Below are 21702 nucleotides of genomic sequence, written 5' to 3'. Positions count from 1 at the left end.
GCCGCGCGGAATTATTGACGCCCGTAGGTCTGCCGCGCGGGGTGGTGGTAGGCGGGTGAGGTGTGTTAGCGGCGTATCTCCCCGGTCTTCGGTGGGAATCCGTTGGGGAAGAGGAACTTCGAGATTTCTCCTAGGTTGTCCTCTGGCACGTAGGTGTAGGCCAGTTTCTCCATGTGGTGGACGGTGGGCAGCGTCGCCTTGACGGTGGAGACCTGGTAGGGCAGCCACGAGGAGAGGGTGAAGAAGACGGTGCAGCCGCTCTGTTGAGGGAGGAAGTAGGGGCTGTAGACCTTCGCCCGCTGGGTGGGGATGAGCAGGTAACGGTTGGTCCAGTTGATGAGGTCCTTGGAGTAGCGCAGGTAGATGTTGTCGCCGTTGCCGAGTGTGAGCATCATGAAGCGCTTGAGGCGCGGGTTCCACTGGACGGTGAGCTCGGAGATGCGGCCGGGGATGACCGGGACAGCGGCAGCAGGGTCGTCCTTGACCCACTTTTTGCCGTTCCAGTATTCCCAGGCGTGGAGTTTCTCGAAGGAGCGGGCGGGGACGCGGGCCAGGTATCCGTCCCCCATGCGCCCGTTGGGGGTGCCGAATTCGTAGACGTAGCGGCCGTGTTTGACGAACGCGCCCATCTGGAAGTTGGCGAATCCGCCACGGTTGGGGCGGAAGATGTGGGTGGGCTGCCAGGTGTGGCCGTAGTCAATGGAGCGGTAGATGTGGGAGAAGTTGGTGGTCCACATGCCGGGGTCACCCCAGCGGCGAATGGACATGAGATCGATGTATTGGACACCGTGGAGGGACATGGCAGCGGTGGGGATCTTGGAGAGTTCGCGGTTGTCGCCGTGTCCGGAGTCGACGATTTCTTCAGCTTTGTTTTCGTAGCCGGTGAAGAATTGGGTGGTGCGGACGTTGTAGGGGTTGTCGACGTCTGCCCAGGCGAGGGCGGAGCCGCGGAAGCGGCTCATGGGGCCGAAGTGGCCGGGGCCGTAGTTGTCGCCGAAAGCGATAAGGGTGCGGCCATTTCCGGCGTCCCAGGTGATGCCGACGTCGGCGCCCCACACTCCGGCGTCACGGGAGACGTTATTGGCGGAGGCGATACCGACCAGCGGTTTACCCACGATTTCTGCGTTGGCGGCGTCGAGTTTGGTGACGCTGGTGTAGCGGCTGAGACTGAGGACAAGGTTAGCGCGGGCGAAGTTACCGCCCAGCATTTTCGCTGGTTCGGTGATGAGTTCTTGGCCAGCGCGGTCGGGGAGAAAGATGATGTGGAGTGGGTCGAGGGGAGAGAGGTCGCCGCGTCCGATGCTGGCGGGGGAGATGAGGTTGTTGGCACCGATGAGGTCGTGGGGGATGGTGGAGTGGTCGCGGAGGGCGGCGCGGTTGTGTTGTGCGAGTTCGAGTGCGCTGGGGTAGCCGGCACGGGCGGCGCTACGGGTGTCTTGGATGGTGAGGGGGGTGACGGAGCTATCTGCGGCGGTGGCGGGGGTGAGGGTGGTGAGGACAACGGCACCCGTGATGGTGGAAGCTAGCACAGCCGTAAGACTGGTGTTAATGATGCGATTATTGCGCACAGATGTTCTCCTTGTGGCAAATTTGATCACCAGTATTGTAGCAATAGTGCCCCCCACTACCGAGATAGTGGGGGGCACTATTTATGCTTGTGAACTCAGAGGGAGCTCAGCGAGTCCGATTAAGCCTCAGCAATACGTTGCTTGAGGGCTTCGTACTCGTCGTGAACTTCCTGCGGAACCTTCGGGCCAAGCTTCTCGAACCAGGCATCGAGGTCGGGAAGCTCGCGCTCCCAGTCAGCCTTGTTCACAACGAGAGCAGACTTGACGTCGTCCTCGGTGTAGCCTTCGAGGCCGGAGAGGTCGAGGTCCTCAACGCGGGCAGTCTGGCCGACGATGGTCTCGTCAGCTTCGACTCGGCCTTCAAGGCGGTCGACGATCCACTTGAGGACACGGCTGTTGTCGCCGAAGCCGGGCCACAGCCACTTGCCGTCATCGTTCTTGCGGAACCAGTTCACGTAGAACACCTTGGGCATCTTGTCGCCGCCCTTGACGCCCATGTCGACCCAGTGCTGCAGGTAGTCGCCAACGTTGTAGCCAATGAAGGGGATCATAGCCATGGGGTCACGACGGATAGAGCCGACCTGGCCTTCAGCGGCAGCGGTCTGGCCGGAGGACAGGGTGGCGCCGATGTACACGCCGTGGTTCCAGCTATAGGCCTCGGAGACCAGCGGAACGGTATCGGGGCGGCGGCCACCGAAGAGGATGGCGGAAACCGGAACGCCCTTGGGGTCGTTGAACTCTTCAGCGGTAACCGGGCACTGGGTAATCGGCACGGTGTAGCGGGAGTTCGGGTGTGCGGCCGGGGTATCGGACTCGGGGGTCCAGTCATTGCCATGCCAGTCGGTGAGGTGGGCCGGGGCGTCGCCCATTTCCTCCCACCAGACGTCGCCGTCATCGGTGAGGGCAACGTTGGTGAAGATGCAGTTACCGGGCTCCATGGAACGCATGGCGTTCGGGTTGGAGTTGTAGTTGGTGCCGGGGGCAACACCGAAGAAGCCGTTCTCGGGGTTGACGGCGTAGAGGCGGCCGTCTTCGCCGAAGCTCATCCAGGAGATGTCGTCGCCAACAACCTCAGCCTTCCAGCCGGGGATGGTGGGCTGCAGCATGGCGAGGTTGGTCTTGCCACATGCGGACGGGAAGGCGGCACAGATGTAGTAGGCCTTACCTTCGGGGGAGGTGAGCTTCAGGATGAGCATGTGCTCAGCCATCCAGCCTTCGTCGCGGGCCATGACAGAGGCGATACGCAGGGCGTAGCACTTCTTGCCGAGGAGGGCATTGCCGCCGTAGCCGGAGCCGAAGGACCAGATCTCACGATCCTCAGGGAAGTGGGTGATGTACTTGGTCTCGTTGCAGGGCCACGGAACATCTTCCTGGCCTTCAGCGAGGGGGGCGCCAACGGAGTGCACGCCACGGACAAAGTCGCCGTCCTTGCCGATCTTCTCGAGGGCAGCGGCACCCATGCGGGTCATGATGCGCATGGAGACGACAACATAGGCGGAGTCAGAGATTTCAATGCCGAGCTTGGGGTCATCGGCACCGAGGGGACCCATGCAGAAGGGGATGACGTACATGGTACGGCCCTTCATACAGCCCTTGTACTGCTCGAGCATTTCTTCGCGCATGGCCTTGGGCTCGGCCCAGTGGTTGGTGGGGCCGGCGCCGTCTTCGGTCTCAGAGCAGATGAAGGTGCGGGACTCAACACGAGCAACGTCAGCGGGATCGGAAAGGGCGAGGAAGGAGTTCGGCTTCTTCTCGGGGTTCAGCTGGGTGAAGGTGCCACTGTCAACGAGTTCTTGGGTCAGGCGGTCCCATTCTTCCTGGGAACCGTCGCAGAAAACGACCTGGTCGGGGGTCATGACCTCGGCCCACTGGGCGACGAAGTCGATGATCTTTTCATTCTCAGTGGGGATGGTTCCCTCGAAGCCTGGAATGGTCTTTTCAGTCATCTGTCACTCCTACAAGTAATTGATGTCATCCTCCATGTTAATGACCTATGGCAATAAGAGCACATCGAAGTTTGGTGATTTGGGGGTAACTCCCTATAGGAGATGTGACGCAGGACACGCCGTTACTTGCGGCAGGTGAATCACACTAGTTAGGCGTGCCTATGAAACGCATGTCAACCAGGATTTAAAGGGAATCGTCTGAAGACAGACTGGGCGGGTAAGGAAGCTTCCATCGCTTGTTAGTGCCGTCAAAGCAAATGTTCTGCAGATGGTCGACGATCCCGTCCGCATCCTCGTCACTAAAGATCAGCATGCCATCTTCATAACCCAAGGTTGCGCAATGGTTTTCATCAATCTCAATGGCAAAACAAAGTTTCCCAAGTTCCATGTACATTTCACCGGGGCGTATCGCATCGGTATCGCCATGTTCAATTGGGCGCATGATTTCGTCGCCATTGGAGGCGAAGGACGTGACGCCAGTCTCGCCAGTGGGATCGATAATGCCCACCCCCACCAAGTGGGAGGGACCCGTCGTCATCTCGCCGGGATCAAAAAAAGTGATATTCGGCTCATATTCGTTGTCGTAATCCCAGCAGATACCCTCATCGGTGATGCACTCACCAGTTTCGGGGTCTACAGGGGCGTTCATGGGGATAGGCACCCACTGGTTTCCCATGGCGTCAGTCACCACGAAGGCGGACCCGAGCCAGGGATCGAAGGGAATCTCGAAGTCGGACATGGTGTTCTACTTTCTGTGGAAATGTTTGGAGACTGAGGGGTTTGGGGACTGAGGGGGTCACGCGCGTGTCTCCTCAGCGGATGCCATCAGCGTCTCGGCAGTGTCTGAGTTGGTTAACACGCTGGCATCGCTGTCGTGACCCAAGACCAGGGCCACGCGGCGGGGTACGAGATCGGAAATAGTGGTTCCTGTCGCAGTCCACACACAGTCGACGGCGAGAGGACGGTCAGTATCGGAGGTAGCCTCGTCGTCCTCTGCAGACTTCTTGTTCCGCATCGCATCGAAGGGAGCGCCAGAGAAGAACCACTTCGCCATAAGCTCCTCTACGCAGCGATTCATCTCGCTGCGCACCCCAGTGATGAGCAGGCTCTGAATCTTCTCTTCGTGTTGGCGATAACGCAGCATCGCCACGATGCCCATAAACATGAGTCCCACGACGATAGCGGCCAGGATCCACCAGGAGCCGCGCAGGCTCACCCCGGAGTAATCCAGGACAAACACGGCACCGCGGACCACGCCAATGCCGGCAGCGAGGGAGAGAACGGAGGGTGCCACCACATCAAGCGCGATAGTGGGCACCCCACTGGTCAACTCGCTCTGCCGACCGGCCACCTCATCAACGGTGGCGAGAAGGTCCTGCGAGATGGTATCCCGCTGCCGGGGCGCCACCAGGTCGGCAATGGTGAGTTGCAGCAGCGTCATCGACTCATAGGAGCGTTGCCGCCACTGCTCTACCGGGTTCTCTCCGGGCTGCAGGACATCCTGAATCCACCGGTCAATGGCGGTCCGCACCTGGACACGCTGCACGCCCAAGTTTTCATCGCGTTTCTTACGGTAATGCTTTTCGAGATAGGCGCAGGTGTGCACCCAAAGATCACTTGCCACCAAACCTCCGCATCATCAGTTCGAGGGCCTCCGAGTGAAAACCACAGCCGGCTGCCACATTCATCGCCAACTGCACACAGCGCTCGGCAACGAGTTCCTGTGCGCACTGCTCCGCCAGCGTGTGGGCAGCAGCGTCGGGATCGGACCAGTCCACTGGGGCCAACACCAGCGGAACCGGATAACGCTGGGGTAGCGTTGCCGCAACTCCCACTTGCACCACCACATCCGGCCATTCACCCACCCGTTGCAGGGGAGTGAGGTTTTTCCCACCCAACTGCCACAGACCAAATACGCCGGATGCGAAGGTTCCCGCTGGCACGCACTGAAGGGTCAAGGACAACGCCGGTACCATGATGGGGTTCTCCCCCTGGTAGCCGGCCACCACCTCAGTAGGCTGTTGGGATGCCAGAAGAGGAGCAAGGTGCTTCTGCAGGCATTCGGCGACCACCACAACTGGCTCCTGCGTGCGAGGACCATTCGCTGGTGGAGTGACACCAAAACCATCCCCAGTAATCGCAATAAGAGAAGGGCGTGTACATACCGTAAACAACGCGGCCGCCCAACCTGTGGTTCGATCTTCATCGGTAAGGCCGGGCAGCGACTGCAGTGACAGCAACAGCGACCGCGCCAGCGGACGTGCCGGCAAAGGTAGCTGAGCAGCAGATACAGCCTGTTGAGGTGACGGTGCGGGCATGGACCCTCCTTTCGAGTGCTAAGTGTGCCGAACTGTGGTCTGCTTGTGGGGAGCTACATTTCCAGTACTTCTTTAAAAGTGCAGTTCAGAGCCGGAAAATCGGCCTAACAATAAATTAAAAGAGTTTTTTCGACTGTCTTATCGGCGTATCGCCGCCTCTCACGGCCACATCACCCCCACAAAAACTGACATAGCCGCAGCAAAATCTGACATAGCCGCAGCAAAAAGTGACATTTTTGCCCAAACAAGGGACGATAAATAGGTGACTACTAGCGCAGAACCCACCACCTCCACGCGCAACCCGCGCTGGAACGACCCTGCCTACCGTGAGGCCCTCGCCGCAGAAAAGCGCGCTCACAACGCCAAGCGCGACTCTTCCTCTCGCCTCTACCCGCGGGTGACGGCCTTCCGCGCACGCAAAGGCGCCATTTCCGATGCGAAACAGGCAATCTGGGACGAGTACTTCCCCACCCTCGGCAAAGACGCCAGCGACGAGCGTCTCACCCCTGCTGACATCGACACCTGGTTTGGCCGCCCCGCCACCACCATCCTCGAAATTGGCTTCGGCACTGGCACCTCTACTAGTGCCATGGCTAAAGAAGAGCCCGCCACCAATGTTCTCGCCCTTGAGGTCTACAAACCCGGCATGGCACAGCTTCTCGCCCGCATGGTACGCGAAAACATCCCCAACATCCGTCTCCTCCGTGGCGACGCCGTCGACATCATGGACAGCATGCTTCCCAGCGATTATCTGGACGGCGTCCGCGTCTTCTTCCCCGACCCCTGGCCCAAAGCCCGCCACCATAAGCGACGTCTGCTCCAACCCGGCACCTTCGAACTCATCGCCAGCGTGCTCAAGCCCGGCGGTATTCTCCACATCGCTACCGACCATGCCGACTACGCCGAGTTTATTGAAGAAACTGGCGATGCCTGCCCCGCGCTCATCCGTCGTCAAGAAGGACTCGCCACCACCGCACCCATGAGTCTGCAGCGCCCCATGACTAAATTTGAAGGCAAAGGCCTGCGCGAGGGGCGCGTCATCCACGAATTTATTTGGCAGCGCCCCGCCGACAGTACCAGTAGCACTGGCAGCACCAGCAGCGCCGACTCCACTGGCAGCACCGACTCCGCCGGCACTACCGGCAGCGAAGGAGACATGCATGAGCAGTAGCGCCCCCAGCCCGCGCGCCCTCCTTATCTGGGACGCCCCCAACATGGACATGGGGCTCTCTGCCATCGTTGGCGGACGCCCCAACAGCTACCAACGCCCGCGCTTCGACGCCGCCGGCCTCTGGCTCCTCCAGCAAGCCACCCAGCTTGCCACCGACACTGGCCTCGACCCCGACAGCATCATCTGCGAAGCCACCCTCTTCACCAACGTCAACGAAGCCAACGTCGACGGCATCCACTCCTGGATCGACGCCCTCCGCAACATCGGCTTCTCCGTCTTCGCCAAACCCAAAGAAACCGCCGACAGCGACGTCGACGACAACATGCTGGAGCACCTCTCCCTCCGCCTCTCCGAAGGCAACCTCAAACTCGTTGTCGTCGCCTCCGCCGACGGCCGGAACTTCCAAGCCACCCTCGCTGACCTGGCCACCAAAGGTATCCGCGCCATCGTGCTCGGCTTTGCCGAAGAATGCACCTGGGCAATGGAAGACCCCAACCTCACCTTTGTGGATGTAGAAGACGTTAACGGACTCTTCCAACAACCCCTCCCCCGCATTGACCTGGAGCACCTCCCCAGCGGAGGTGCCTGGCTGCAGCCCTTCCGGCCGCTCCGCGCCCTCCTCAACCGCTCCACCGACCGCAGCGACTCGGTAGTATCCGAACGCGACTCCGCAAACACCCGTGCCAGCCGCGCCACCGCCACCGACGACCCGCATGCCAAGGAGACACTGCATGTTTAGCAAATGGGGCGACTTCATTCAGCGCCACCGGAAGCTCGTCCTCGCCGTCATGATCGTGCTGGTCAGTGCTCTCGGCATTGTGGGTCAGCGACTCCCCGACTACCTCAGCCAGTCCGGCTGGTTCGACCCAGGTAGCGACTCCATCAAGGCCGCTGAGATCGAAGAAAGCACCTTCGGCCGCGACAACTCCGCCGACATCGTCGTCATGTACGACGCACCAGCCGGGACGACCGTGGACGACAAAGCCTTCGCCACAAAAGTCCAAAGCCACCTGGACCAGCTGGAAAAGAATAACCCCCACTACATTGACGGCATCGCCAGCTACTGGAATACCAAGCAGGCCATGCTGACCACCAAGGACAAAAAACATGCCATGGCCTCCATCCGGCTCAAAGGCTGGGGCAATGACATCCTCAAGAACTACCGGAAGATCGAAAAGCAGATCCCCATTGAGGGCGTCTCGCAACACCTCGCTGGTCAAACCCCTGTCTCCGGTGCCCTCGACACCGGCATGGCCAAAGACATTAAACGTGCCGAACTGATGGGTCTGCCCATCGTTGGCGTGCTCCTCATTATCGTCTTCGGTGGTGTCCTCGCCGCCCTCCTCCCGCTGCTGGTCGGCGGCCTCTCCATTATTGGCTCCACCGGCATCCTCACCCTCATTGGCATGACGACAGAGGTGAACGCCTTCGCCCAATCCTGCGTCACCCTCATCGGCCTGGGCCTCGCCATCGACTACGCCCTCTTTATCGTCAGCCGCTTCCGCGAAGAGATGGCAGAAGGATTCGACACACACACCGCCGTTACCAGAACAGTAGCGACGGCCGGACGGACAGTCGTCTTTTCCGCCATCATGGTGGGTGTTTCCCTCTCCTCCATGCTCATCTTCCCGCAGGCCTTCCTCAAGTCCGTCGCCTACGGCACCATTTCCGCCGTGGTACAGGCAGCTATCCTTTCCCTCACCATCCTCCCCATCCTGCTCAGCTACCTGGGCAAACGCATTGACGCCCTGCACATTGGGCCCCGCAAGAAGGAACCCATCCCGCTGCAGCTCTACAACGGACTGTGGGGCCGTATCTCGGGCGGTGCCATGAAGCGGCCCGCCGCCACCATCGTCCCGCTGGTCTTCATCATGCTGGTGATGGCGCTGCCGATGGGCAACTTGAAGTTCGGCGGCATCAACGAAACCTACCTGCCACCTAATAATGAAACCCGCCTCGCCCAGGAAGCCTTCGACAAGACCTTCCCGGAGATGCGCACCAACCCCGTGAAGGTGGTCATCACCGGCTCCACCGGCGTCCAAACTGGTGCCATCATGGCGGAGATTAACCAGGTGAAGGGTCTCACCGGCGAATTCCACATCACCAAGCAGACCAAGGTGGACGAGAGCGGCAAAGCCACCACCGTACTGCACTCTGGCGTCGTCGATATGAAGGACAACGCCAAGGTGGTCTCCGACATCCGCGAGAAACTCGACATGCTCTACGCAGGCGGGGGCACCAGTGCATTCGCCGGCACCAACATGGACGGCTCGCACGTCTACGTGGGCGGTAACCCGGCGTTGGAGAAAGACTCCATTGACGCACTGCTGCGCCACCTCCCCGGTATGGCCGTCTACATGCTGGTGGCCATCACCATCCTCATGTTCCTTACCTTCGGATCGCTGGTACTGCCCATCAAAGCCATCCTCATGACCTTGCTGTCGATGGCCTCCACGCTGGGTATTCTCACGCTCATCTTTATTGACGGGGTGGGCGCCAACGCCCTCAACTTCACCCCCGGCCCCATGATGAGTGCGGTGCTGGTGCTCATTGTCGCCATCCTCTTCGGCCTCTCCACCGACTACGAGATCTTCCTGGTCTCTCGCATGGTGGAGGCGCACGCGGCCGGCCATACTACCCAGGAATCCATCCGCTTCGGTACGGCCTCCACGGGCCGCATTATTACGGCGGCGGCTGCCATCATGATTGTGGTGACGGGTGCCTTCGGATTTTCCGAGATTGTCATGATGAAGTACATCGCCTTCGGTATGGTGATCGCCCTCTTGCTGGATGCCACCATTGTCCGCATGCTGCTGGTGCCGGCCGTGATGCGTGTGCTGGATGACGACAACTGGTGGGCCCCGGCCAGCCTGAAGCGCTTGCAACACAAGATCGGGTTAAAGGAATCCGAACTGGACGACCCGACGTTGGCGCTTGTGGACTTCACCACCGGCACTGACCTGCGCGAGCAGCCTGCCTTGGTAAGTACGGGTGTGGGTGCTGCCGATGCCGCTGGCGGAGCAGCTGTTGCCGCTGGAGCCATTGCAGGTAGCGCGGGCGGCACGGCTGGCCATGCCAAGCGCATTTCCGCCGCCGCCCTGGCGGATGCTAGTGATGTGCGCTCCGCCCGCCGGATCGACCCATCACTGCTCCAGCACGTATCCACCGAAGAAGGTTTCAGTGCGCCCCACACCTTCACCGCTACCCGCCCTGCCGATTACGGTGAACAGGTGACGGAGGACGGCTACGCGAAGACGGCAGCCGAGATTGATAGCTACGATGGTGCCTCCGCTGTCTTCAGCCGCGGCTCTCGCCAAGGTGGCGTGCTCGACCAGGCTGACATGCTCGACCAGCCCCAACCGACCTCCCACGCCGCCGAACCGGAAGAGGAGCCACACGGCTTCTTCGCCCGGCGTCGTGCCCGCAAACGGGCCAACCAGCGGAAGGCTGTAGAAGATATTCGCCAGGCCCAGCGGGCCGCCCAGCTGCGGGCCCAGCGTGAAGCACAGGCCGCCGCCCAGGCTGCGGCCCTCGCCAGCGCGGTGGAGGACCCCTACACGTACATTGACGAGACTTCTTACACCGCTCCCACAGCGCAGGTGGGAGACAACTACGATGAGTTGTTCCAGCACACCGACACTCAGCGGCAGTCCTACCAGACAGAGGATTACGAAGCGGTTGATGCTCCCCGCCCAGGCCTGCGCCCTGTATCACGTCGCGCTATGCGCATCAACCGTCTGGAGGACGGCCGCGGTGACGCTGCCCGCCGTGCGCGAAGTCCACATTCCGCCTACGACACTGCCCTTGACCTGGTGGACAAAACCGGTTACAGTAGTGACAGTTGGGCCGACACCCGTAATGACAACACCCCCATCTCGACCGCTGAACTGATGCGCCGTCTACGAGAGGAAGACGAGAGCTGAGCACCTCGGAGCTCCCTGACTTCGACGATCTCAGGGCCCCCTACGTCCCCTCCTTGCGCCCCCGCAAGCAGGGGGCGAGCTCTGGTGCTGCTGACGCTGCTGACACTCCCGCTGAGCTGGCTACCTCCGACACGGCATGCGGTGCAGCGTCCGACACAAACGCAGCGTCCGACACAACGGGCACTGCAGCGCCCAGTACCTCACCCAGTACCTCACCCAGCGCAGCCTCCAGCACCGCCTCCGCCACGGGGCTGCGGCCACGCCGCACGTCCTCGCTGGGGACACCTCCCCCACCCCCACTGATCTTCGACCCGTTTGCCGTCACCTCCGAGCGGGAACCTGAACCCCTCACCCCCGGCACCTTCTATGTGGATACCGCCACCGATGCGGATGGCTCCACCCACGTTACCGGCAGCGCCAGCAAGCAACCCCCCAAGGTGCGCCCCACCACCAAGGTTAAAGGGTTCTTCCACGGCGTCAAGCAAGTGTGGAATGCTATCCCGCGCTGGTTGAGCTCCTTTGTAGTGCTCATCATCGTGGTGGTGGTGCTCTTCGTTCTCTACCACCACACGCCTTTTCTCAAAGAGGCCTTCGCCGCCATCCGCACCGCCAACTATTGGTGGGTGGCCGCCTGTGTGGCAGCCTCACTCGCCTCCATGCTGTCGTTCGCGGCGGTGCAGTGGACCCTTCTGCGAGCTGCGGGTGTCCACTCCCCCTTCTGGAAGAACACCGCAATCGTGTTCGCCTCCAACGCCCTCTCCGGTTCCATCCCCGGCGGCCCCGTGTTGGGCACCGCCCTCACCTACCGGGAGACTCGCAAACTGGGGGCCAGCACTATCGTGGCCACCTGGCAGCTGGTGGTGGCGGGTGTGTTGGCCACGGTGGGCCTCACTATTTTGGGGCTGGGTGGCTTCATTTTTGTGGGCACAACCTCCAACCCCTACCTCTTGACGGCTGCTCTGATTGCCCTGGTGGCGGTACTGTTTGTGCTGCAGTGGGCGATGCGTCACCCACAGCTTATTGAGGGTCGGCTACGCCCTATCGTGCAGTGGGTGCAGCAGAAGCGCCGGAAAGATCCGGAACCAGCCCTAGACAAACTCCACTCCACCATGGAGCAAATGAAGGCAGTGAAGCTTTCCCGCCGAGAACTGCTGAAGTCTTTCGGCTGGTCCCTCTTTAACTGGATAGCGGATGTGGCCTGTATGGGCTGTGCCGCCTATGCGGTGGGGGCACGGCCAAGCGTGGGCGGTATGGCCATTGCGTATGTCTCCGGCAAAATCATTGGTACTGCACCGGTGACGCCGGGCGGTTTCGGTACCGTAGACGGCACCCTCATTTGGGCGTTAACGCTGGGCGGGTTGACGGCTGCGAACTCGCTAGCCACCGTGCTGGTGTATCGCCTCATTAGCTTTGCACTGATGGTGCTGATCGGCTGGCTGCTGGTGCTGGTGCTGTTCCGTGGTTCCGAAAAGACTTCTGCGCTGGTCTCCGGCTATGCCGAGACGGCTGAGGAATTGGGCTACGAGAATACGACCACATTGACGGGGTCTCTGCGGGCTCGCCACCGGATTGTGCAGGAGAAATTCGACAAGCAGCGGCGTGACCAGGCAGCTGCGCAGCAAGCTGCGGCCGAGAACGCTGCCCAGCGGAAAACTACACGCAAAAAGCCAGTGCCTAGGAAAGCTGGTTCGCAGAACGCTGCGGCAGAGCCGGACACGTCACAGCACGTAGAGTCGCAACAGGACTCCGCCCAGTAGTCCGCCCAGTAGTCCGTACAGTAGCCTGCCAGTGCGGCGTACGCGGCGCTACTTCTGTTCTGCGGGAACCACTCCGGTGGCGGCAAACACGCGCAGCTGTAGCATGGTGCCGCCAAACTTATTGGCATCCACACGCTGAGCCTGTACACCGTCAATCTGCGTCTGGGACGAGTACTGCCAGAACGTCCACGTCTTCCACCCGCCTGGCAGCGGCAAAGTGGGGCTTTGTGAGCCGTTATAGTCGGCAATCCACAGGGGGAAGCCGGAGAAGTCCGGGGTGTTGCCCATCTGGTTCATGAGGAACGAACGGTAGCTGTAGATGATGGGTTTGAGGCCGACACGGTTGTAGGTCTCCTGCAGGAAAGCCCGCACCCACACGTTAAGCTGGGCGGCGCTGAGGCCTTTCGCTTCCTCAATGTCCAGTACCGGGGGCAGCGATGTGCCACCTTTCACGCTGATAGTGTCCGCGAACATGGCGGCTTGGGCACGGGCATCTTTGGAGACATCCGCATAGTGGTAGCCGCCCATGAGGACGCCGTTGCCTTGTGCGGCCATGGCGTCATTGACGTAGTACTCGTTCTTGTAGTGGGTGCCTTCGGTAGCTTTGACAAACACGTAGGTGTAGCCGGCGGCCTGGACGCGTTTGAAATCCACGTCTGCGCCGTTGGGGTGCTGCCAGGAAGCGATATCGATACCGTTGGGCATCTCGTCGTAGGGGACTTCGGGCTGCACGGTGACGGCGACCGGGTCCGGCAGGCTGACGGTGCCGGCAGAGGTAGCGGCGGTGCCGTTGGCTCCGGTAGTGGTGGTGGGAATGCCGTCACCGTTTCCAGTGGTGGTGTCGGCGTGGGCAGGAGCGAGGGCGAGGGTGAAGTGTCCCAGGCTGAAGCCGGAGGTGAGGGGTGCTACCAGGAGTGCGGAGGAGAGTCCGAGGGTAGCTAACACGGGGACCAATCGCGTTTTCATAGTTACCAATAGTAACTTTTGTCTCTGCTTTATCACAGTTATTATCCGATACGGTTACCCTGGCTACATGACTATTTCCAGCGACACCCCCCGCTCCGGCCTCACCCTGGAAGGACAAGACCCCTCCATCCGGCCCGCAGACGACCTCTTCCACCACGTCAACGGCAGCTGGCTCACCACCCATGAGATCCCTGCTGACCGCCCCTTGGACGGCGCCTTTGTGCAACTCCGCGAAGACTCCGACGCCCGCGTCCGCAGCATCATCGACGACGCCCCCGCCGACTCCCGCATCGGCGCTCTCTACCAGTCCTTCATGGATACGGAGCGTCTCAACTCACTGGGCCTCACACCGCTGGATGACGACCTTGCTTTCCTACAGGACGTCAACGACCACCACGCCTTGGCCCTCGCAGTGGGCGAGCTGCAGTGCGTCGGCGTTGGCGGCCTGCTCGGCAGCTTTGTCGACCAGGACGCTAAAGACCCCACCCGCTACGTTGTCTACCTTGCCCAATCCGGTCTCTCCCTCCCTGACGAGTCCTACTACCGGGAACCCCAGCATGCTGACACGCTAGCCGCATTCCAACAGCACGTCGCCCGCATGCTGGAGACCACCCAGCTGCTCCGTCGCGTTCCCCTCACTGCTCATCTCTCCCCGGCAGACGCCGCCACCGCCATCGTCGCCTTCGAAACCGCGGTGGCCCACCACCACCTTGATGCAGCCACCAACCGCGAAGCCGAAAAGCGCTACAACCCCACCACTTTTGCAGAAATCGACGCCAACCCGGACTACGCCGGCTATCCCATCACCGAGTGGTTCCGCCTTGTCGCCGCGCCCGCCGCTAGTGATTACGCCGATACGGTCATCGTCCGCCAGCCCGAGTTCCTGGCCGGGGCCAGCACCGTCTGGGCCGACACCGATCTTTCCACGCTGGCCGCCTGGGCCGTGTGGCACCTCCTCAACGCCCGCGCTTCCCTGCTCACGGAGCCCCTCTCTCGCGCCAACTTCGAGTTCTTCGGCACCACTCTCTCCGGCACCGAGCAGCAGCGGGAACGTTGGAAGCGCGGCGTCTCCCTCACCAGCAACCTGCTTGGTGAGGACATTGGCCGCGTCTACGTGGAACGCCATTTTCCGCCCGCCTACAAGCAGTCCATCACCCAGTTGGTGGAGAATCTGCTGGAGGCCTACCGAGTCTCCATTCGCACCCTGGATTGGATGACCCCCGCCACCCGCGAGAAGGCACTGGCCAAACTCGACATGTTCACCATCAAGGTGGGCTACCCGGACAAGTGGCGCGACTACAGCGCTGTCCACCTGGATTCAGGGGATTTGGTGGGAAACTACCGCACCCTGGCCCGCTTCCTCGACGACTACGAGTGGCAGAAGTTGGGGAAGCCCGTCGACCGCACCGAGTGGTTCATGCACCCGCAGACCGTGAACGCCTACTTCAACCCGGTGATGAATGAAATCGTTTTCCCGGCAGCAATTTTGCAACCTCCCTTCTTCGATGCGGAAGCCGACGACGCCGCTAACTACGGTGGCATCGGGGCCGTTATTGGCCACGAGATCGGCCACGGTTTCGACGACCAGGGCTCCAAGTACGACGGGGACGGCCGCCTGGAGAACTGGTGGACCGACGAGGACCGCGCTGCCTTCACCGAACGCACCAAGCTGCTGGTGGAACAGTACGACGCCCTCACCCCTACCGGCCTCGACCCGGCCATCTACCACGTCAACGGCGCCCTCACCTTGGGCGAAAACATTGGCGACCTGGGCGGCCTATCCATCGCTCTTTTGGCCTACGAACTTGCCCTCCAAGCGCAGGGTAGTGCGGACGTCAACGATGCTCCCGTACTAGAGGGAATGACGGGCTTGCAGCGTGTCTTCTACAACTGGGCGACGGTGTGGCGCACCAAGATCCGCAAGGAGCAGGCCATCACCTACCTCTCGGTGGACCCACACTCCCCCGCTGAGTTCCGGTGCAACCAGATCGTGCGCAATATTCCGCAGTTCTACCAGGCCTTCCAGGTAGTGGAAGGTGACGACATGTGGCTGCCGGAGGAGCAGCGCGTCCGCATCTGGCGCTAGCAGCCACTGGGTGACAACCACAGAAGAAGCCCCCGCAACCACACTGGTGCGGGGGCTTCTTCTCCACCTGCCGGCTGGTGCACTCGCTTAACCCGAAGCTTCCCGGCGCACCAGCGGCATAGCTAGTCGGTGGTCATCGGGTCGGGGGTAAGACCGAGGCCAGTTTTTTCGGCTTTGCGGGCTTTCGCTTTTCCCACCGCCTTGGTGATGAGCAGCTCTCGATCTTTCAGCTCACCGAGGCGCACGTAGCGCACCACACCGCTGAGGACGACGGACGCAATCGACATGAGGATCATGGCGATGATGGCCACCCAGAAAGTGCGGTTGAAGATGGCGTCGGTACCCAGGGTGAAGGCGTCGCGGGCGTAGCTCATAGGCGAGAGCGGGTGGATGATGGAGAAGAGCCGCGGGGTGGTACTGAGTGGCCAGATACCACCGAAGGCGAAGAGACCCAGCATGTACACCACCAGGGAGGCAATGCCACCTACCAGGCGTCCGAAGAGCATCCGGTAGAAGGTGTACGCCACGCCCGCCATAATGCCAATGACCACAATCACGCCGGCCATAGCCAGGTCGTGGGCGGGATCCCAGTCGATACCCACCGACACGCCCGCCATAATGCCTATGGCCAGCACGCCGACAGTGCTATTTACTGCCGCGGACTTCAACACCGGTAGGAAGGCGTCCTTGGCACGGCTCTGGTAGCGGCGTCCCATACTGACCGGCAGGAACATAGACAGTACCGCGGTGAGCAGGAACCCGATGACGACGACGAGAGCCAGCGAGGAACCGGGGGCGATGGCCTTCTCGGTAATGTCACCGACCACTTTCTGGGCGGGGTGAATGTTGTGTTCCGCCAGCAGGTAGGGGCTGGCCATTTGAGCGGAGGAGGCTGCCAGGTCCTTGATGAACGGGGCGTCTTCCACACCGTCTGTCACGCCAACATACAGTTCGTTAGTGCCGGCCTTCAGTTCGTTGGTGCCGTTGGCCAGTTCGTGGGCACCGGCGTTCAACTGCAGCATGCCGCTGCGGTAGGGAGCGTTTGGGTCGTTGAGGTTGTAGGACACTTCCCGGGCGCCCGCTTTTAGCGTTTTCAGCTGGTTGACGAGAGCGTTGGTGTCCTTGGCGTTGAGGGTGGCGGCGATCTCCTGCACCTTCTTGCCCTGCACGACAATGTCGGGGATGCCGGACTTCACCAGGACGTCGCCGATGCCGTTCAGGGTAGGGGCGAGTTGGCCTACCTGGGTGAGGAGAGGGACGAGCATGTCAACTAGTTGGTCGACGCCGCCCGAGATCTGCTTCATGCCGGCGCCGAGTTCGTTGGTGCCGGCGAGGAGTTGGTCACTACCGTCTGCCAGCTGGTGGGCACCATCCTGGATTTGGGCGGCGCCGTCATCGAGTTGTTGGGAGCCGTTGCGTACGTCGATGAGGCCATCGCGGATATCGTTGAGGCCCAGGAAGACTTGTTTGGCGTAGTCCTCACCGATGGAGGCGGTGACGGATTGTGAGACGAGGGGGACGAGGCCGCCGGTGAGGAAGGCTCCGGCAGAGCCGTTGTAGTCGTTGTAGGTGATGTTGATGCGGGCCTGTTGGGGCTTGGGATCAATGACTGTGTTGATCTTCTGGGAGAAGTCTTTGGGGATACTGATGGTGAAGAGGTAGCGGTCTTCGCGGAGGCCCTTGCGAGCTTCGTCTGCATCTACCTGGAAGATGTTGAGGTAGGGCTCTTGTTTGAGGCCTTCGACGACGTCTTTGCCGAAGTTGTCTTCTCCGACGCCGGGGTCATCATTGACGATGGCGATGGGGACGTGCTTGAGGTAGACGGTAGGGTCCCACATGGACCACATGTAGACTGCTGAGCCGGCGATGGGGAGAACGATAAGTAGGCTAATGAGGATTTTGGCAAGAATGGATTTGGGCCGCCAGTTGATTAGCTTCCCTAATCGGGTTTTTGTGGTTGGGGAGTCGTTGATGTCACTCACGGTAGGCTCCTTGGGGGGCTTCTTGTTCCTTAATAAGAGCAATCAGTACCAGGGATACTACCGGATATCAGGTTTTCCTTGTGCCTAAATATGAATCGTGCTGAAGTATGCCTCACTAAATCTTTTTATTCTAGTTTTACAGGTATCTGACCTGCGGATTATTCATTAAACGCGAATCACATTCTGTTAATGTTGCCATTAATAATTCTTATAGAGAGCTTATGTTTTATAAAGTTGAAAAACCGTTTATTTGTACAATTTCACAAACTGGACAGATGATTAACTTCCCAACGTCTCAACTAAACCTGCTCACCTGCCACAATTTCACCCACCCTTTGACTACCATTGAGGGAATTCTCCAAAACTCAGGCAAGTACTCCAGTCAGAAAAACAAGTAACAAAAACGTCTCCGCCGACACGCCGCAGCATGCCAACGGAGACGCTAAGTTCCACAGTAACGAGGTGCGGGCGACCCCTCACCAACCGAGAGCAGATTAGTAGGCGCCCGGCGCCCAATCCCCCATACCGTCGTACTTCGACAACGTTCCCTTCGAATTAATAACGCGCACTACGTCACCCCTCCGCCAATTCTCGAACAACCACTTCCCATTCTCCGTCGACACATTCAGGCAGCCATGGGAAGAATCATAGGACCCCTGCGCACCCACCGACCACGGGGCAGCGTGCAAGAAAATACCCGAGTACGTCATCCGCAGCGCATACTCCACATCCGTGCGGTAGCCCTCCGGTGCCGTCACCGGCACCCCATACGTCGAGGAATCCATGACGATATGGCGATGCTTATCGCCAATGTAATAGAAGCCGTTGGGGGTCTCATGCCCAGCCTTACCCATAGACGTCGGCACCCGACGAATGACCTTGCCGTCAGAGTAGACGGTAATCATATGGGTCTTGTCGTCCGCGACAGCCACATGACGCGCGCCCACCTTAAAGGTACGAACACTATCTCCCACCTTCGCCCTCACCGTAGTGTGAGCAGGCCAGAAGCCGGCCGGACGCCATCGCAGCTGCGTCGGGCTCCACCAGCGGAAGAGACCCGGCACGTCATAGCGTTCCTTCTTGGAATTAAAGACCTCCACCTGCACAAACTTCTCGATACGGGCACGGTTCGCCGGGGCCTTATCGAAGGTAATGATAATAGGCTGCCCCACACCCACCGTGCTGTTCTGCACCGGATCAATGGTGGCGGGCTTGAAGTTCGGCTTCTCCACACCTGGCAGCTTAGGCTGCGGAAGGGGGAAATCCCCAGCGTAGGCAGGTGTCAGGGAGCCCATCGCGAGGGCAGCAGCCCCAGCCAGGGCAGCAGCACTGAGACGCTTCTTCGTCGTCAACATACGGTTCATTATCCTTTCGCCCTGCGGTATCGGGTCGCGCCACCACTATGGGGGCGTACCAGCAGGGGACATAGCAGGAGATACGGCACCAGAATACCGGAAATAGCGATCGCCGGTTTCGCTTGGGGGGGGGATGGCGAAACCGGCGATCTTTGGCGTTGGCGTCCACAGAGTCATTATGGGGGGGGGTGCGCGACTCTGCGAACAGCTATCGGCTCAAGCATCAACGTGCGATCCGCAACGCCACGGCTACACTTTAACAGACAAAAGGAAGACACGGGAAAGTTCCCGAAAATTTACGCTAAGAGCGGAAACCCAGGTCAGCCCGTAGATCCTTGATAGGCCCCGTTACTCTCCTCAATTATCCAGGTAGAAAGGCTACGTAAACCCACTACGGTGGACCCCAGCAATTCCCCCGGGGTAGGAAACCTCCGCCACCCACTAATTGGCAACGTACCGTTCACGCACCACCATCAAAGGCACGGGCGACAACCGCAGCAGCGCCCGCGACGTAGAGCCCAACAACATACCGGTAAAACCACCCCGGCCATGCGAGCCCACCACGATCATGCGAGCACCCTTACCGACCTCCGCCAGCGCCATCTCCGGGGACTCCCGCCGGATAACAATCTGCGGAGTAACGCTCTCGTAGCCGTCGTCGTACTTCTCCAGCTCCTCCTGCACCACCTGCGTCTGCTCCGCCTTAGCCTGCTCCCAATCCAGATTGGACAAGTTCAAGCCAGCCAGCGAGGACGCCACCGCACGATCCAGCCAAGCATTCACCGCCACCAACTCCGCCCCATGTGCATCCGCTTCCTGGTAGGCAATCTGCACCGCCAGCTCCGACACCGGAGACCCATCAGCGCCCACCACAATGCAGTTACGCTCCGGAGCAAGGTCCATATCGTCCCGCACCACCACCACCGGACAGTGCGCGTGACCCACCAACGAAGCAGACACCGAGCCAAGCAACGCCCCGGCAACACCGCCTAAACCTCGCGAACCAATGACCACCATGTCCGCTTCCTTGGACAGTTCCAACAGCATAGAAATGGGGCTACCTTCATGAAGCTGCTGCATGAGCTCCACCTCGGTGTTGACCTCGCGGATAGCGGCGGCAGCCTCATCAATAAAACCCTGCGCCTGCTCTTCGAGCTCTTCAAAAATAGCACGCGAGGGAACCATGCCCTCCGCGTAAAGGAATTGGGGAACGATGTAGGCAGCCGCCAACAACACTGGCAGATCGCGGGCCTTGGCTTCCTGCGCTGCCCATTGTGCTGCAAGCCGGGAGGAGGGGGAACCATCCACACCCACCACAATGCCTACGGGTACGTCACTCATCGTGCTGCTCCTTCCGGGATCAGTGTTCAGTTCTTACACCTCCAATTCTAGAAGGAAAGACCACCGAAAAAGCCTGAAAACGAGAATGAACTGCACGCAAATTCTGGATCTCGAACCAGCTCTGCTACACCGGATTTTAGAAACCGAATGAGGTGACGAAAACCACCCCACACACAGGGTAAGCTGCACATATGGGCACTACACTCCACCCCACCCCGCATCGGCCGCTCCCCCTGCGAGACGGCGTAGATCCCGTGTGCTTCCGCCTCCCCCAACACCTCCCCGCCGCATGGGAAGGTCGCCCTGCCGCCAGCATCCTCCTCGAACGCTTCGACCGCTCCCAGGACTTCCTGGCCGCCCAACTCGCCGCCGGCACCATCGTCGACGACGACGGACACCCCATCACCGCCACCACCCCCGCCCGCGGCGGCCTCGCCCTCTGGTCCTACCGCCCTCTCCCCGCTCATGAACCCATCGTCCCCCTCGATATGCCCATCCTCTACCGGGACGACACCCTCCTCGTCATCGACAAACCGCACTTCCTCCCCACCATTCCGCGCGGCCGCTACGTCACCCACACCGCCCTCGTCCAACTCCGCCGCCAGCTCGCCGCCGCCGGAGACACCGCCGCCGCAGCCGCCATCACCCCAGCCCACCGCCTCGACCGACTCACCGCCGGAGTCCTCCTCTTCACCCTCCGCAAAGACGCCCGCGGCCCCTACCAAACCCTCTTCTCCCACGGCCTCACACAGAAGACCTACCTCGCCATCGCCCCCCTCCCCCACCCCACCCGCAGCCCCCGCACCCTCCCCCTGCTCGATGGCCAGGCTGTGGAGATCCGCAGCCGCATAGTCGTCTCCCGCAACCGGCTGGACTGCTACGAAGAACCTGGCAAACCCAACGCCCACACCACCGTCGAACTGGTGGACAGCCGCGGCGACCACGGCCTCTACCGGCTCACCCCACACACCGGTAAAACCCACCAACTGCGGGTCCATATGAACAGCTTGGGAACGAATTTGGTGGGAGATCCGTTGTACCCAGTAGTGGCAGAAGACAGCCCCGACCACCCGGAGGACCCGCAGCGTACCCTGCAGCTCCTCGCCGCGCAGCTCAGCTTCCCCCCGCCACACCAGGCTGACGCCGGCTCCTCCCCTGCTGACGCGTGCCACCCCGCCGCCTTGCACGACTCCGGCACCCGCGTCTATCGCAGCGAACGCACCTTGCGCTGGCCCGACGGCACCCCCGCACCACACCACCGCTACCTCCCACCCATGAAAGGCAGCTGA

15 protein-coding genes are annotated in these 21702 nt (G+C 60.8%); 6 read left to right on the top strand and 9 right to left on the bottom strand.

Annotated elements, in window-relative coordinates:
- Positions 1-65: 65 nt before the first annotated feature.
- The 5 genes from IY73_RS04995 to IY73_RS04975 all read right to left on the bottom strand — a co-directional run bounded on the left by IY73_RS04995 (position 66) and on the right by IY73_RS04975 (position 5832).
- Positions 66-1568 (bottom strand): DUF4185 domain-containing protein, encoded by a 1503-nt coding sequence (locus IY73_RS04995; protein ID WP_053979003.1) that lies wholly within the window; start codon positions 1566-1568, stop codon positions 66-68.
- A 119-nt stretch (positions 1569-1687) separates the two neighbouring features.
- Positions 1688-3514, bottom strand: a complete 1827-nt coding sequence (locus IY73_RS04990) for a phosphoenolpyruvate carboxykinase (GTP) (protein ID WP_053979002.1) — start codon at positions 3512-3514, stop codon at positions 1688-1690.
- A gap of 184 nt (positions 3515-3698) precedes the next feature.
- Complete coding sequence (locus tag IY73_RS04985; RefSeq protein ID WP_053979001.1) at positions 3699-4253, bottom strand: hypothetical protein; 555 nt, start codon at positions 4251-4253, stop codon at positions 3699-3701.
- Between the two features lie 57 nt (positions 4254-4310).
- Positions 4311-5138: a hypothetical protein gene (locus IY73_RS04980; RefSeq protein WP_053979000.1), complete on the bottom strand. Its 828-nt coding sequence runs from the start codon at positions 5136-5138 to the stop codon at positions 4311-4313.
- Positions 5128-5832 carry a hypothetical protein gene (locus tag IY73_RS04975; RefSeq protein ID WP_148417696.1) on the bottom strand — a complete coding sequence of 235 codons (705 nt, stop codon included), beginning with the start codon at positions 5830-5832 and terminating at the stop codon, positions 5128-5130. Before IY73_RS04975 ends, IY73_RS04980 begins: the two co-directional genes overlap by 11 nt.
- Positions 5833-6094: 262 nt before the next feature.
- Between IY73_RS04975 and trmB the strand changes: the two genes are divergently transcribed.
- From trmB to IY73_RS04955, 4 genes are read left to right on the top strand one after another with little or no spacing between them, the layout of a single operon-like run.
- On the top strand, positions 6095-7003 hold the full coding sequence (gene trmB / locus IY73_RS04970) for a tRNA (guanosine(46)-N7)-methyltransferase TrmB (protein ID WP_063665765.1): 909 nt from the start codon (positions 6095-6097) through the stop codon (positions 7001-7003).
- Positions 6993-7742: an NYN domain-containing protein gene (locus tag IY73_RS04965; protein WP_063665764.1), complete on the top strand. Its 750-nt coding sequence runs from the start codon at positions 6993-6995 to the stop codon at positions 7740-7742. The genes trmB and IY73_RS04965 overlap by 11 nt, the downstream gene beginning before the upstream one ends.
- A complete protein-coding gene (locus IY73_RS04960) occupies positions 7735-10926 on the top strand; it encodes an MMPL family transporter (RefSeq protein WP_053978999.1) in 3192 nt (1063 codons plus the stop codon). The genes IY73_RS04965 and IY73_RS04960 overlap by 8 nt, the downstream gene beginning before the upstream one ends.
- Positions 10927-10979: 53 nt before the next feature.
- Positions 10980-12683: a TIGR00374 family protein gene (locus tag IY73_RS04955; RefSeq protein ID WP_053978998.1), complete on the top strand. Its 1704-nt coding sequence runs from the start codon at positions 10980-10982 to the stop codon at positions 12681-12683.
- A 48-nt stretch (positions 12684-12731) separates the two neighbouring features.
- On the opposite strand, the gene IY73_RS04950 is transcribed toward IY73_RS04955, so the two are convergent.
- Entirely contained in the window at positions 12732-13649 is a 918-nt protein-coding gene (locus IY73_RS04950) for a glycoside hydrolase family 25 protein (RefSeq protein WP_082346581.1), read from the bottom strand.
- 67 nt (positions 13650-13716) lie between these two features.
- Between IY73_RS04950 and IY73_RS04945 the strand changes: the two genes are divergently transcribed.
- The gene (locus IY73_RS04945; RefSeq protein WP_053978996.1) at positions 13717-15735 is read left to right on the top strand and encodes a M13 family metallopeptidase; all 2019 of its coding nucleotides are present in this window, start codon (positions 13717-13719) and stop codon (positions 15733-15735) included.
- 122 nt (positions 15736-15857) lie between these two features.
- Here the strand turns inward: IY73_RS04945 and IY73_RS04940 are convergent, their stop codons facing one another.
- The 3 genes from IY73_RS04940 to IY73_RS04930 form a co-directional block, all read right to left on the bottom strand.
- The gene (locus IY73_RS04940; protein WP_053978995.1) at positions 15858-17717 is read right to left on the bottom strand and encodes a YhgE/Pip family protein; all 1860 of its coding nucleotides are present in this window, start codon (positions 17715-17717) and stop codon (positions 15858-15860) included.
- A 494-nt stretch (positions 17718-18211) separates the two neighbouring features.
- Positions 18212-19072 (bottom strand): L,D-transpeptidase, encoded by an 861-nt coding sequence (locus tag IY73_RS04935; protein WP_053978994.1) that lies wholly within the window; start codon positions 19070-19072, stop codon positions 18212-18214.
- Between the two features lie 441 nt (positions 19073-19513).
- Positions 19514-20413 (bottom strand): universal stress protein, encoded by a 900-nt coding sequence (locus IY73_RS04930; protein WP_053962115.1) that lies wholly within the window; start codon positions 20411-20413, stop codon positions 19514-19516.
- A 191-nt stretch (positions 20414-20604) separates the two neighbouring features.
- On the opposite strand from IY73_RS04930, the gene IY73_RS04925 reads away from it, so the two are divergent.
- Positions 20605-21702, top strand: coding sequence for a pseudouridine synthase (locus tag IY73_RS04925; protein WP_082346579.1), 1098 nt, complete (start codon positions 20605-20607; stop codon positions 21700-21702).

Source organism: Lawsonella clevelandensis, from assembly GCF_001293125.1.
GTDB lineage: Bacteria > Actinomycetota > Actinomycetes > Mycobacteriales > Mycobacteriaceae > Lawsonella > Lawsonella clevelandensis.
Note: the sequence above shows the minus strand (reverse complement) of the source record. Positions and strands in the feature narration are given on the sequence as shown.

Bases quoted from the DNA above. Each gene is read 5' to 3' on its own strand.
- IY73_RS04935 (WP_053978994.1), bottom strand. From the start codon at position 19,072: ATGTTGACGACGAAGAAGCGTCTCAGTGCTGCTGCCCTGGCTGGGGCT.
- IY73_RS04930 (WP_053962115.1), bottom strand. From the start codon at position 20,413: ATGAGTGACGTACCCGTAGGCATTGTGGTGGGTGTGGATGGTTCCCCC.
- IY73_RS04985 (WP_053979001.1), bottom strand. From the start codon at position 4,253: ATGTCCGACTTCGAGATTCCCTTCGATCCCTGGCTCGGGTCCGCCTTC.
- IY73_RS04975 (WP_148417696.1), bottom strand. From the start codon at position 5,832: ATGCCCGCACCGTCACCTCAACAGGCTGTATCTGCTGCTCAGCTACCT.
- IY73_RS04950 (WP_082346581.1), bottom strand. From the start codon at position 13,649: ATGAAAACGCGATTGGTCCCCGTGTTAGCTACCCTCGGACTCTCCTCC.
- IY73_RS04925 (WP_082346579.1), top strand. From the start codon at position 20,605: ATGGGCACTACACTCCACCCCACCCCGCATCGGCCGCTCCCCCTGCGA.
- IY73_RS04990 (WP_053979002.1), bottom strand. From the start codon at position 3,514: ATGACTGAAAAGACCATTCCAGGCTTCGAGGGAACCATCCCCACTGAG.
- IY73_RS04965 (WP_063665764.1), top strand. From the start codon at position 6,993: ATGAGCAGTAGCGCCCCCAGCCCGCGCGCCCTCCTTATCTGGGACGCC.
- IY73_RS04945 (WP_053978996.1), top strand. From the start codon at position 13,717: ATGACTATTTCCAGCGACACCCCCCGCTCCGGCCTCACCCTGGAAGGA.
- IY73_RS04960 (WP_053978999.1), top strand. From the start codon at position 7,735: ATGTTTAGCAAATGGGGCGACTTCATTCAGCGCCACCGGAAGCTCGTC.